This is a genomic window from Pedobacter sp. CAN_A7 (genome assembly GCF_015752175.1).
Classification (GTDB): domain Bacteria; phylum Bacteroidota; class Bacteroidia; order Sphingobacteriales; family Sphingobacteriaceae; genus Pedobacter.
Map to the genome: position 1 here is coordinate 731,399 of NZ_JADOUW010000001.1, position 13,855 is coordinate 745,253.

General features: G+C 41.2%; 11 protein-coding genes. 6 read left to right on the forward strand and 5 right to left on the reverse strand.

What is annotated here, in order from left to right:
- Positions 1-92 precede the first annotated feature (92 nt).
- A complete protein-coding gene (locus tag IWX76_RS03365; RefSeq protein WP_334641105.1) occupies positions 93-1,190 on the reverse strand; it encodes an MBL fold metallo-hydrolase in 1,098 nt (365 codons plus the stop codon).
- A gap of 168 nt (positions 1,191-1,358) precedes the next feature.
- On the opposite strand from IWX76_RS03365, the gene IWX76_RS03370 reads away from it, so the two are divergent.
- Positions 1,359-1,649 (forward strand): hypothetical protein, encoded by a 291-nt coding sequence (locus IWX76_RS03370; protein WP_196858459.1) that lies wholly within the window; start codon positions 1,359-1,361, stop codon positions 1,647-1,649.
- A gap of 60 nt (positions 1,650-1,709) precedes the next feature.
- Here the strand turns inward: IWX76_RS03370 and IWX76_RS03375 are convergent, their stop codons facing one another.
- Both IWX76_RS03375 and IWX76_RS03380 read right to left on the reverse strand, forming a co-directional pair.
- Positions 1,710-2,297: a DUF6580 family putative transport protein gene (locus tag IWX76_RS03375; RefSeq protein WP_196858460.1), complete on the reverse strand. Its 588-nt coding sequence runs from the start codon at positions 2,295-2,297 to the stop codon at positions 1,710-1,712.
- Positions 2,298-2,332: 35 nt separating this feature from the next.
- Positions 2,333-4,207: a TonB-dependent receptor plug domain-containing protein gene (locus IWX76_RS03380; RefSeq protein WP_196858461.1), complete on the reverse strand. Its 1,875-nt coding sequence runs from the start codon at positions 4,205-4,207 to the stop codon at positions 2,333-2,335.
- Between the two features lie 111 nt (positions 4,208-4,318).
- On the opposite strand from IWX76_RS03380, the gene IWX76_RS03385 reads away from it, so the two are divergent.
- On the forward strand, positions 4,319-5,470 hold the full coding sequence (locus IWX76_RS03385; RefSeq protein WP_196858462.1) for a serine hydrolase: 1,152 nt from the start codon (positions 4,319-4,321) through the stop codon (positions 5,468-5,470).
- On the opposite strand, the gene IWX76_RS03390 is transcribed toward IWX76_RS03385, so the two are convergent.
- A complete protein-coding gene (locus IWX76_RS03390) occupies positions 5,467-6,348 on the reverse strand; it encodes a polyphosphate kinase 2 family protein (RefSeq protein WP_196858463.1) in 882 nt (293 codons plus the stop codon). The genes IWX76_RS03385 and IWX76_RS03390 overlap by 4 nt on opposite strands.
- Positions 6,349-6,800: 452 nt before the next feature.
- Here IWX76_RS03390 and uxuA point away from each other — a divergent pair, with 452 nt between their 5' ends.
- A complete protein-coding gene (gene uxuA / locus IWX76_RS03395; RefSeq protein ID WP_196858464.1) occupies positions 6,801-7,970 on the forward strand; it encodes a mannonate dehydratase in 1,170 nt (389 codons plus the stop codon).
- 5 nt (positions 7,971-7,975) lie between these two features.
- On the opposite strand, the gene IWX76_RS03400 is transcribed toward uxuA, so the two are convergent.
- Complete coding sequence (locus IWX76_RS03400) at positions 7,976-9,022, reverse strand: LacI family DNA-binding transcriptional regulator (protein WP_196858465.1); 1,047 nt, start codon at positions 9,020-9,022, stop codon at positions 7,976-7,978.
- A 195-nt stretch (positions 9,023-9,217) separates the two neighbouring features.
- Here IWX76_RS03400 and IWX76_RS03405 point away from each other — a divergent pair, with 195 nt between their 5' ends.
- The 3 genes from IWX76_RS03405 to IWX76_RS03415 are packed head-to-tail and all read left to right on the forward strand — an operon-like array spanning position 9,218 to position 13,754.
- On the forward strand, positions 9,218-10,696 hold the full coding sequence (locus tag IWX76_RS03405; protein WP_196858466.1) for a xylulokinase: 1,479 nt from the start codon (positions 9,218-9,220) through the stop codon (positions 10,694-10,696).
- Between the two features lie 31 nt (positions 10,697-10,727).
- Positions 10,728-12,041 (forward strand): xylose isomerase, encoded by a 1,314-nt coding sequence (gene xylA / locus IWX76_RS03410; protein ID WP_196858467.1) that lies wholly within the window; start codon positions 10,728-10,730, stop codon positions 12,039-12,041.
- A gap of 27 nt (positions 12,042-12,068) precedes the next feature.
- Entirely contained in the window at positions 12,069-13,754 is a 1,686-nt protein-coding gene (locus tag IWX76_RS03415) for a sodium/sugar symporter (RefSeq protein ID WP_196858468.1), read from the forward strand.
- Positions 13,755-13,855: the final 101 nt, after the last annotated feature.

Below are 13,855 nucleotides of genomic sequence, written 5' to 3' on the forward strand. Positions count from 1 at the left end.
TACAGTACAAAGGTATTGCGTTTAAACGCGGCAAACTTACATCTTACGGTTATATTTTTGCAGAATTCTGCAGGTCTAAGGATTGTGTATTTCTATTCTATATCCTTCCACCAAGCCTTAAATACTTGCTTGTCGTCATTTAAGTTAACAGGTTGACCAATCATTGGAGTGACCAAAGGAATGTTAACCGTCTTGTTGAGTTCGGTAATTTTGATCAGGGGTTCATCCCATGCATGCTGCGCTAATACAAATTTGGAAGAATGAACAGGAAATAAACGTTTTGCATGTAGCTCTCCTGCTGCTTTTAACCCTTCTTCGGGCAACATATGGATAGCTTGCCAGGCTTTGTTATATTGGCCATTGTCAAGAATGGCAAGGTCAAAACCACCAAATTTCTTTCCAATTGCTGCAAAATGCGTGTCGTATCCACTGTCGCCACCTATATAAATTTTATGGCTTGTACTTTCCAGGATAAAAGATAACCACAAGGTATTATTCCTTGTCAAGCCTCTTCCTGAAAAATGCCTTGCGGGTGCAGTGTGTATGGTCAAACCATGATCTGTCTTTACACTTTCGTTCCAATCTTTTTCTATAATGCTGTTGGTATCGAAACCCCAATGTTCAAAATGAGCACCAACACCCAATCCGGTAATCACCTTTTTAACCTTGCCTTTTAAGGCCATAATCGTTTCGTAATCCAAATGATCGTAGTGGTCATGGGTAATCAATAAATAATCAATTTCAGGCATATCTGCAGCGGTGTAAATATCCGTGCCCTGGAATGATGTGTTGCTATTCGGTATAGGTGACGCATTGCCACTAAAAACAGGGTCGATCAAAAAGCGCTTCCCATCCAGTTGGATAAAATATGAGGAATGACCAAACCAAACCAGCACATTACTGTCTAGAGGAAGTTGATGCAAATCGGTTTTGATGGAAGGGATTTTAACGGTGGGTTTCTGTCTCGGAAACTTCCCGAAGATAAATTTGTAAGTCACATTGACCATAGAATACCCTTCGGTTAACATGGGTGTAAAATGAACGTTTTGAAAATTGCCGTTTTTGTAATTGGGCGATTGTTTTATTAAATCCAGACGCGCAGTATCAGGGGCTTTTCCAAATTTCGCCTGACGCATATAAAGAAAGACAGCCACTACTCCTAGTAACAGTACGCATATTAGTATAATCATTATTCGTTTCAGTCTATTAAAAGTTGATTTCATTAGAGATTAATTTGCTCACCATAGGGTAGCCGTCAGACTTTACAGGTGATAAGCTAACAGTTTACTTTATTGCGGATCGATAACTATCGACAGGCCAAGTTAAAACAATTTATTTATGTTAACAGTTATGACACCATGGAACCATTTAACATTAAAATTGAGCGCGAGAGCCAGGAAGTGACCCTGACTATCCTCCCCACTGACGACGGCTATTACAAAGTAATTTATTACGGAGGCATTTTAGGTGCCATCACTAAGGATGGTCATGCTAATACCTGGACACAGGTCCCTGAGGAAGAAGTAATTGCCGGAGAACTCCCTTTATATCATCATGTTGATGAAGATGATCGCCTGCAACTTGTTTTTAGTGAAATATTGGCCCAGGATATTGGTCGGGAGATTGATGAAGAGCGGCATGTTAGTTAAATCAAAAAGCGGTTGTACCATCTTCAAATGATACAACCGCTTTTTTATATTTTCTTTTACTTACGAATGCTGTAACGTATTGTTCGTGTAATTTAAAGTCGGAAACTTCGCTTTAGCCCATTCAAAACTGCCAAACATCAGTAAACCATAAATCAGGTTACCGGCCAATAGGTTACGTTCAAAAGGTATAGCAGCCATTAAAGCGGTTAAATATCCACCAAAGGTTTTAGGATAAATAGACCCTGCCATTAATACCACACCAATATCAGAAACAATCCAGTGGATAAACACGGCTACAAAAGACGCCAATAACACATTCACTACGTTGATTTTCTTCAGGAAAGTACCGGCAAAAACAATCAGCGCAAAACTTGCATATACCCAAATAGCGCCGTCATAAAACAAGACAAGCTTTTGGAAATAGATGTAATTCACCATCACATCGGTAATTAACAACGTAAGTAACGGTACGGCATAAGCTTTCACCTTGTCAGAAAAATAAGCACCACCAAACAGCGCTATAGCTCCAATTGGTGTAAAATTAGACCATGAGCTAAAAGTACCTAAGTTAATAAAACGGGTAGCTGCAGCGGCTATGATCACGAATACCAGGATCAGGTTCCGGGCAGTTGATTTTTCTAAGGACATGTTTGTAAGATTTAAAGTGTAAAAATATCAATTTCTTAGCGAATATTAAAACTAATCCCTGCATTCATATTAAAGCCCATACTGCTGTAACCATAAAACTCGGTATATTTCTCCTTAAAAATGTTTTTAAAATCAGCAAATACCTTTAGCCTTTTATCAAGCAATGCATATTCAGCATAAAAATCCAAAAGTTGGTAAGCCGGCAGATTAACCACCGCATAGGCGTTAAAGTCGCCATCCTTTCTTTTACCGTTATATTTAAATGCAGAGCTGATATAGAGCTTCTCATTCAGCTGTAATCCTGCATTTAAGCCAAAAACATGTTTCGCTTTACGCACCAGGTAATCAGACACCTCATTGGTGATGTAATTGAATTCCGTGCCATCCACATAAGCATAATAACCGTTTACCTTAAATTTGCCAAATTTGGCCGCAGGTTCAATTTCAAAACCTTTGGCCTGCTGACTTGCCTGGTTAATAAAACCTATATTCCCATAAACAATCGCATCACGGAGGTCACGCTTAAAACCAGCCAGGCGTAACGTATAGTGATCGTTTACAAAGCTCAGGTTGATTCCTGCTTCATAATTTCTCGATGTCTCTGGTTTTAATTCCAGGTTAGCACCAAATTCTCCAAATAAATTCTCTAAAGTTGGCGCTTTAAACGCCGTGGAGATGGTTCCATAAATCTTTAATGCGCGCAACAGCTGGATAGATGGCGTGATGTTATAGGTAGAGTTCTCTCCGTATTGTTTATGTTTATTGTAACGACCGCCTACTTCAAGATTAAACATACCCAGGTCATGTAAAAACACCGATCCATAGGTACTGAATAAGTTGGTGGCTGGTGGCACAGCGGCATTTAATTTGAATGTAGTGGACCGGTTATCTAAACCTGCCAATACTTTCACATGCTGACCGATACCTTGGTTAAGGTAAAAATCAATGACTTGTGTACTTCCCTGAGAAAGACTTGTACCATACTGGCTTTGGGAATCTGTACTTGCATTTTCATAACTGTAATTAAAGGTGACCTTTCCGCTCGCATGTTCATATTGGGTATTCACACCACCGTTAAAATATTTAAGTTTATAATTGTTTTCCAGGTGATCTTCAAACGCATTGGCATCGAAATCATAATGCCCATAAGAATAACGTATAAATGGATTAATGCTCAGCTGTTTACTGGCTTGCAGCGAAAAGTTTGCATTAACTGCAGCAGTTTTATTCCCGTCTTTTTCGAAAGGCGTTTCCTGCCCTGCGGGTAAAGCGGCTTCCGAAATTCCATTAGTTTTAGCCTGGGTATAGGCAATGTTGTAAGAGAAATCTTTAACCTGACTGCTCATACCGATCGTTCCTTTAAAGGATTCATAGCTACCATAACTTCCAACGCCGTAAACACTATTTCCTGCTTTTTTACCTTTTTTGGTGATGATGTTGATCACGCCCGAAACCGCATCAGAGCCATAAATGGTCGACTGCCCTCCTTTTAAGATCTCGATATGGTCAATCTGGTCGATGGAGAACATCCGCAGATCAAATGCAGAACCATTACCAACCGGACTGCTCACTAACACGCCATCGATCAGGATCACAGCATAAGCGCCAGATGCACCCCGCACAAATACACTCTTGTTTAAACCCAGGTTTCCACTAGCTCCACTTACCACAATACCTGCTTGTTCATTAAGCAGGTCGGTTAAATTACGGCCATGACTGCGTGACAGTACTTCCTGACCAATTAGGGTAACCACTTTCCCCGTCTGCGATTGCTTCTGGTCATTTTTAGTGGTAGATATCACCACTTCATCCAATTTTACATCTTCCTGTGCCTGTGCCCCACTATACAGTAGTACAGGCCCTAAGGCCAGGCCAGATACATACTTCAGGTATTTTTTTAGTTTCATCATGTCTTTCTGCGCCGCAAAAGTAGATCATTTACTATCTTTAACGCAACCTAATTTGCATTAATGATGATAAAAATTGCTTCAGCGTTACTTGTTATGCTAAGCCTACAAACCATGGCACAAAAAACCGATACCCTGCTGCTTGAAAAACTCATGCGCAACCAACCAGAAAACTTCTCCACCATCCTTAACCACCCTCAGAAACACCAGGTACAGGTGTTGTATACATTGGTGAAACGTGATCAAAACAACAATCCTACATTTAAATCATATAGCTATAACTTAAATGACCAGCATTATTTTTACCCGGCAAGTACGGTTAAATTAGCCGCCGTTATCTTTGCACTCGAAAAAATAAACGAGCTGAAAGTTCCCGGTCTAAACAATAAGAGCACTATGATAACTGACAGCAGTTATGCAGGGCAAACGAAAGTAACTTCAGACCCTACCGCCGAAAACGGTTTACCTTCCATCGAACATTATGTAAAAAAAATTCTCCTCACCAGCGATAACGACGCTTTTAACCGCCTGTTTGAATTTGTTGGCCGTGCTGAGATGAATGCCAAATTAAAGAAATACGGACTGCAGCAAAGCCGCATACTTAATCGCCTGGCCATAGGCGATGCAGGAGAATCAGCTAAACACACCAATCCTATCAAATTCTACAATGGCAATCAACTGGTATACAGTCAACCGGCACAGTACGATCCTAAAGAATATTCTTTGACATTAAGCAATACGGTGATGGGAAAGGCTTATCTAGACAGCAATGACCGGCTGGTGAACAAACCTTTTAGCCTGGAGAACAAAAATGCCTTTGCCATCAGCGATCAGCAAGCCCTGATGAAAAAGCTGATGACCCCCGAAGCCTTTACGGTTAAGGAACGTTTTAACCTGAGCAAGTCCGATTACGAACTTATCCGCACCTACATGTCTATGCTGCCTACTGAAAGTAAACACCCAGCTTATGATGCCAAGGAATTCTGGCCTGCCTATGCCAAAATGTTATATTACGGCAGAGAAAAAGATGCAGTATTCAACACCGACCTGGCGATGTATAATAAATACGGGGATTCGTATGGATTTATCATAGACAATGCCTACTTCAAAGACGAAAAAAACAAGGTCGAGTTTTTCATTACTGCCGTTATACAATCCAATAAAAATGAGATTTACAACGACGGTATATATGAATACGAAACCATCTGTTACCCATTTCTAAAAAACCTGGGCAGGATGTTATACCAGCATGCCCAGGCACATTAATCAGCTTTCGATAGTGTCTTTTTAATCTGTTCCAGTTCTTTTACTTCCTGCTCGGGAAGTTCAGGAAACTGAATATTTAAGCCATCCATCGTGTCTTCAATGATCCTGGCAATGGTTAAACGCGCATACCATTTTTTATCGGCCGGGATAATGTACCATGGTGCTTTCTCTGTGGAAGTTTCTTCGATGGCGGTTTCATAGGCATTCATGTAATCGTCCCAACGCTCCCGTTCGGCCAGGTCGCCGGCAGCAAACTTCCAATTTTTCTGCTGGTCATTGATCCTATCTAGAAAACGTTGCTTTTGCTCGTCTTTTGACACATATAAGAAAAATTTGATGACCACCACACCGTTCTCACTCAGGTGTGATTCGAAGTTGCGGATGCTTTCGTAACGTTTCTTCCAGAAACCTTTATCAATAGCTTTTACATCCTGGTATCCCGGTAGGTTTTCTGCCAGGATATACTCCGGGTGTACTTTACAAACTAAAACATTCTCATAGTGTGACCGATTGTGCACGCCGATCTTCCCTTTAAACGGTAATGCTTTGTAATGCCTCCATAAAAAATCATGTGCATACTCCTCCTCACTTGGTGTTTTAAAGCTATGCACCTCACAGCCTTGCGGATTAATACCAGAAAACACATGTTCGATGGCACTGTCTTTCCCCGCAGCATCCATAGCCTGAAATATCACTAATACCGTATGTGAGCGCGATGCGTACATGGTTTCCTGCAAAAGACTTAATCGCTTTTTAACTTCCTCTAACTGGATTTCTCCCTGTTCCTTTTCCCCTTCGCCGGGATAGGTGGTGGTTAATTTTTTAAGGGATACTTTCTTTCCTGGTTCAGCCAGGTATTGTGCTAAGTCTTTTTTCAAAATAAACTGTTTTTAATTGATGTTGAAGCTATGATCATGCCTCATCTGTTTTCAAACACCACGATGGGCGATTTAGTTTTCAGGAATAAATTAGGAGTGAAAGTTTATGTGAACATTAATTAACAGGTAAATCACCCTTATTAAGGTGTTAAGTAGGTGTTGTAAGGGCGTTTAGAGGGCTGTAGCCGTTCAAAGGCCCTTCAAAGGCCCTTCTAACCCCCTTCTAAAGCCCTTATACCTGTATGCTGCTGTGCGATTGTTTTTTTTAAATTATCAGCATTTACCTATTTTCTTCATTTGAAGAATAAGAAGAGTTTCCAGCTACATCTAAACATTGCAACCGATTGCAAACACTGTGATTTAGCAGATAAATTGATATATTCGTGAGATGTGTATGAATAGTAGATAGGATTGCATATTTAACTTAAATCAACCAAACGAATAGAAACGACATGAAAATGATTCAAACGATGCGCTGGTATGGCCCTGATGATGTGGTAAGCCTGCGCGACCTACGCCAGGCCGGATGCGAAGGTGTAGTTACAGCCTTACACCAGGTACCCGTTGGCGATATATGGAATGTTGCCGACATTAGGGAACGTAAATCTCTTATTGAAAGTGCTGGCATGAGCTGGACTGTAGTTGAAAGTCTGCCGGTGCATGAAGACATTAAAAAACGACGTGGCGATTTCCAGAAATACATTGACAATTATAAAACTAGTCTGACCAATCTGGCAGCATGTGGTATTAAGGTGATTACTTATAACTTTATGCCTGTTTTAGACTGGATGCGCACCAACCTGAGCTATGCGACGGAAACCGGCGCTTTAGCCCTTCGCTTTGAAAAAGCTGCTTTCCTAGCCTTTGATATCTTTTTGCTGAAACGCCCGAATGCTGCTGCCGACTACCCTGTTGAGGAGGTAAAAAAGGCCACAGCTTATTTCGAAGCCCTGACGGATGAAGCTAAACAAACCTTATTAAACAACTGCCTGCAAGGATTGCCAGGAAGTAAAGACCATTTTACGCCTGAACAAGTATTATCGCTTTTGGCTGGTTTTGAAGGCATTGATGCCGATGCACTTCGTGAACACCTCATTTTATTTTTAAAGGAAGTGACCCCGGTTGCAGATGAACTTGACCTTCAGTTTGCTATCCATCCGGATGATCCACCGTACCCGATATTAGGGCTCCCAAGAATCATGAGCACGGAAGCGGATGCCACCGCTATTTTAACAGCAGTTCCGGCAAAATCCAATGGCTTTTGTTTTTGCAGTGGTTCATTTGGGGCAAGACCAGATAACGACCTGACGGGCATGATCCAACGGTTAGGACATCGCATTCATTTTCTGCACCTGCGCAGTACGCAACGTGATGATGAAGGTAATTTCTATGAAGCTAACCACCTGGAGGGCAATGCAGATATGTACAGTTTGGTAAAGGAAGTAGTGAAGTTAATGAAAAAAGAAAACAGGGCCATTCCGATGCGTCCAGACCATGGCCACCAGATGTTAGATGACCTGACGAAGTCGGCATACCCAGGTTATTCCGCTATTGGCCGCTTGAAGGGCCTTGCAGAGCTCAGGGGATTGGAAATGGGCATTGCCAGAAGTTTAAACGATTAAATTGATCAATCTATAGTTGTTTTATTTTTTTTCAAGGTAGAAGAGCGGATAATTAATCGAGGTCTGATGCTGACAATTTTAGGGATGATGACCTCTTTATCTTCCGTAATTTCATGAAAGAAAAGGTTAGCAATAGTTTTACCCATGCTCACACTATATTGGTCGATGGTGGTGATCGAAGGACTGGTAATTTCGGTGAAAGCCTCATTGGAATAACCGCAGATACCCAGTTCTTCGGGAACTTTTAAACCCATGTTCGTAGCCACCTCCAGCACACCCAGAGCCGAAAAGTCGGAGGTAGATGCAAAAATAGCATCTGGCGGCTCTGGTAAATTCAGTAACTCATTAGTTGCTTCTGCGCCAAGTTCCTTTGTCCAGGCATTTTCTTTCATCAGTTCGGGAACCACAGGCAATTGATGCTTGGCTAAAGCGGCTAAATACCCTTCTTTTCTTTGTTTAAAGATGTTCAGGTTTTGTGGACCTTCGAGGAGTGCAATTCTTTTGTAGCCTTGTTCGATGAGGTGCAAAACCGCTTCCATCGAAGCCTGCTCATTGTCGTTAAGCACTTTAAACGTATCCAGGTTATCGGCGACGCGGTCAAATTGTATTAATGGGATCCCGTTTTCCAGCACATTTCGCAGGTGTCTATCATCTTCAAAATCGGCAGAAATAGAAATAATTATACAACTTACATGCTGGTTAATCAGCGCATTCACACATTCCACTTCACGTTGATAAGACTCATTGGATTGACAGATAATTAAGTTATAGCCTTTCTGATAGGTAATTTCTTCGATCCCGGCAATAACGTCTGCAAAAAAGTTTTGATTAATTCGGGGTACCACCACCCCTATAGTTTGGTTATGGCCTTTCCTGAGGTTAGAAGCCAGACTGTTTTGTTTATAATTAAGCTCTTTTGCCGTTTTCAGAATCAGTTTTTTAGTCGCTTCACTCACATTACTGTTATTGCTCAATGCGCGGGAAACCGAAGAAGCGTTGATATTCAGCTTTTTGGCAATGTCGTAAATGGTGGTCCGTTTCTGCTTTTTCATAACTTAGTCTTACTTTTCCTTGGTAATAAGGCAATCATTTGCTTTTGTTTAATGCTTTGTGCAATTTACAAGCTATGGTTGCTGCATTGCCGCAACAAATATTGCAATTTTTTTAACAATCGATTGCGAATAATATTTATTTGTTTATTTTCGTCAATCTAATTGACAGATTGAACCACCAAATATTAAACGCACATGCTATTATTAGGTATTGATGTAGGCACATCATCCATTAAAGTTTCCGTAATTGATGCCACAAGCGGACATATCCTAGCCACTTCACAATACCCGGATAGCGAGTCTGAAATTCTTGTACCACAAACCGGCTGGGCAGAGCAATCGCCTGAGCTATGGTGGGAACATGTTCAGCAAGCCATCATAAACTGTAACCAGCAAAAGAAATATAACTCCTTAGACATTGCAGCCATCGGTATTGCTTACCAGATGCACGGCCTTGTAATTGTAGATGAACAACAGGAAAGCCTGAGGAACAGCATTATCTGGTGTGATAGTCGCGCAGTAGAAACTGGCGATGCCGCCTTTAAAGCCATCGGTGCCGACTATGCGTTGAGTCACTTACTTAACTCACCGGGTAACTTTACCGCAGCTAAACTGGCCTGGGTAAAGAAAAACGAACCACAGGTATATGAAAAGGTGAGTAAAATGATGTTACCAGGTGATTTCATTGCCATGAAGCTCACCGGCGACATCACCACAAGCAGCTCTGCCCTATCAGAAGGCATTTTATGGGACTTTATAGAAAACACCCTATCCACCGCGGTGATGGGTTATTTCGGTTTTGACAATTCATTAATTCCCGACATCAAACCTGTATTCTCTGCGCATGGCGAAGTAAAAAGCAATGTAGCTGCACAGCTGGGCCTCAAAGCAGGAATTCCAGTCGCTTATAAAGCCGGTGATCAACCCAACAATGCGTTGTCTTTAAACGTAACTCAACCCGGAGAAGTGGCAGCAACTGCAGGCACTTCAGGTGTCATTTATGGTGTTACCGATCAGCTGTTATGCGATAGACAATCACGTGTAAACACCTTTGCCCACGTTAACCATAGCGCTGAAGCACAACGTTTAGGTGTGCTGTTATGTATAAACGGAACCGGCAGCATGAACCGCTGGACAAAACAGTTGAGTTCAAACCTTGGTTATGCCGAAATGAATAAAAAAGCCAGTCAGGTATCCCCAGGCAGTGAAGGTTTGCAGGTATTACCTTTTGGCAATGGTGCAGAAAGAATGCTCAACAATAAAATAGTGGGTGCCCATTTACAAGGCATCGACTTGAATATCCATACCCAGGCACATGTGTTCAGGGCGGTACAGGAAGGTATAGCCTACTCTTTCCGTTACGGATTAGACATTTTAAGAGAAAACGGCATGGAACCCTCAGTGATTCGTGCCGGTAGAAGCAACTTATTTTTAAGTGATATCTTCAGTCAGACCTTTGTTAACATCACCGGCGTTCCGGTAGAGCTCCATGAAAACGATGGCAGTTATGGCGCCGCCATTGGTGCAGGCATTGGTGCTGGCATTTATAAAACTGCCAGTGATGCTTTCCAGAACAAGAAACCGCTAAGCACCATCGAGCCACAGGCTAACCATTTAGAAGACAGCTACCAGCAATGGAAATCGCTATTACAAAGCCAACTTAACACCAAGTAAAAATCAAAATACAAAACTTAACCTCAATAACATGACAACAGAGTACTTTAAAGAAATCAGTAACATTAAATACGAAGGTCCGGAAAGTGATAACCCGCTCGCTTTCAGGTGGTATGATGCAGAACGCGTTGTAGCAGGAAAAACCCTAAAAGAGCATTTACGTTTTGCTGGTGCTTACTGGCATTCGTTCTGCGGAAACGGTGCTGACCAATTTGGCGAAGCCACCCATCGTTTTAAATGGGATGAGAAATCTGATGCTGTAGAACGTGCTAAAGATAAAATGGATGCAGCATTTGAGTTTTTAACTAAAATGAACCTTCCCTACTACTGCTTCCATGATGTGGATTTGGTAGACTATGGCAATGATATTAAAGAAAACGACAGACGTTTGCAGGCTATTGTTGATTATGCAAAAATAAAACAACAAGAAACTGGCATCAAATTATTATGGGGAACAGCTAATTTGTTCTCTAACAAACGTTACATGAACGGTGCTTCAACTAACCCTGATTTTCATGTATTAACACATGGTGCTGCACAGGTAAAATCGGCATTAGATGCAACTATCGCTTTAGGTGGTGAAAACTATGTGTTCTGGGGCGGTCGCGAAGGTTACATGTCGTTATTAAACACGAACATGAAAAGAGAACAAGAGCATTTGGCACGTTTTCTACATACGGCAAAAGACTATGCAAGAAGTAATGGTTTCAAAGGAACGTTCTTTATAGAACCAAAACCATGTGAGCCAACTAAACACCAGTATGATTATGATGCTGCAACGGTATTGGGCTTTTTACAACGTTACGACCTATTAGGCGATTTTAAATTAAACCTGGAAGTTAACCATGCTACTTTAGCCGGACATACCTTTCAGCACGAGTTACAGGTTGCAGTTGATGCGGGCATGTTAGGCTCTATTGATGCGAACCGTGGTGATTACCAAAATGGATGGGATACCGATCAATTTCCAAACGACATTAATGAATTGGTAGAATCAATGCTGATCATCCTTGAAGCTGGTGGTTTTGCTGGTGGTGGTATTAACTTCGATGCCAGAATAAGAAGAAACTCGACAGATGTTGCAGATTTATTTTATGCACACGTAGGTGGAATGGACCTTTTTGCACGTGCATTGATTACAGCTGATAACATATTGACCAAATCAGATTATAAAAAAATCAGAACAGATCGTTATGCTTCTTTTGATAGCGGTAAGGGAAAAGATTATGAAAACGGCCTTTTAAGTTTAGAAGACCTGCGTGCGTACGCCATCGAACACGGAGAACCAAAAATGGTGAGCGGAAAACAAGAATTCATCGAAAACTTAATTAACCGTTACATTTAATTCGAACCCTTAATATAAATCTAAATTATGAAAACACTTGGCGCATTAGATTATGCCGTGTTCCTAATCTACTTTCTAATTGTAGCCAGTTACGGTTACTGGATCTACAGAAAGAAAAAAAAGGAGGAAAACTCTAAAGATTTCTTTCTTGCGAAAGATTCTTTGACATGGTGGGCCATTGGAGCTTCCTTAATTGCTTCTAACATATCGGCTGAGCAGTTTATCGGCATGAGTGGTTCAGGATTCAAAATGGGATTGGCCATTGCCACCTACGAATGGATGGCTGCAGTGACGCTAATCATTGTAGCGGTATTCTTTATTCCGGTGTACCTGAAAAACAAAATCTTTACCATGCCCCAGTTCCTTCACCAAAGGTATAACGGCACGGTAGCGATGATTATGGCGGTTTTCTGGCTATTACTTTATGTAGTAGTTAACTTAACCTCTATCCTCTATTTGGGTGCCCTGGCCATTAACAGCATCTCTGGAATTAACCTAACGCTGTGTATGTATATCCTGGCAGGTTTTGCCGTGTTGATTACGCTGGGCGGGATGAAAGTAATTGGGTATACAGATGTTATTCAAGTGTTCTTCCTGATTCTAGGTGGATTGGCTACAACATACCTTGCACTAAACCTTGTGGCAACACATTTTGGTCAGAGCGGCGTACTAAGCGGCTTTACCTTACTGACAGAGCATGCGGATAGTCATTTTCACATGATTTTTGACAAAGAAGATGAAAACTACCTTGATTTACCTGGATTATCGGTATTAATAGGTGGTATGTGGATTGTGAATCTAAATTACTGGGGATGTAACCAATACATTACTCAACGTGCATTAGGTGCCGATTTACCAACCGCACGTAAAGGGTTATTATTTGCTTCTTTCCTGAAGTTATTGATGCCTGTGATTGTGGTATTACCTGGTATTGCAGCTTATGTACTTTACAAAGAAGGTTATGGCGATTTCCAGACATCGATGATGAAGGATGGCGAGGTTGCACCTGATACCGCTTACCCGGTATTATTGAACCTCTTGCCTACTGGTTTGAAAGGTTTATCGTTTGCGGCACTTACTGCAGCTGTGGTGGCTTCGCTTGCTGGTAAAGCAAATAGTATTGCAACTATTTTTACGCTTGACATTTACAAGAAGGTAATTAATAAAGCTGCCGATGAAAACAAACAAGTTGTTATTGGCCGTTGGGTAGTGGTTATTTCCATGATTGTTGCCATTGTGATTGCACCCTTGTTAGGTATTGATAAAAAAGGTGGATTCCAGTTTATTCAGGAGTATACCGGTTTCTTTTCACCAGGTATCTTCGCCATGTTTATCTTAGGTTTCTTCTGGAAAAAGACAACATCCAATGCTGCTTTATTTGCAACCATTGGTGGTTTCGCCCTATCGGTATGGTTTAAATTCCTACCATTTATGATGGATTTAAGCTTCCTTTATTCCAGCGGATTTGCCGTTCCGGTTAAACAAAGAGATGGAGCAACCTTGTATGAGATTCCTTTCTTAGACCGTATGGGTTTTGTATTTATCATCTGTATGATCGTGATGTATGTGATCAGTATGTATGAAAACAAAAAAGGTGTGGTGACAAAAGGACTTGAAATTGAGAAAGAGATGTTCTATACCAGCAAAAGTTTTGCTGTGGGCTCCCTAATCATTTTAGGCTTAATTGCAGCCTTGTATACAGTTTACTGGTAAACCATTACAAATAATTTTTAATACAAAAGGCCGGTCAATACGCTAATGACCGGCCTTTTTATATAGTATGTTTTCTTTTTAACGCATCGTAACACAAGTGT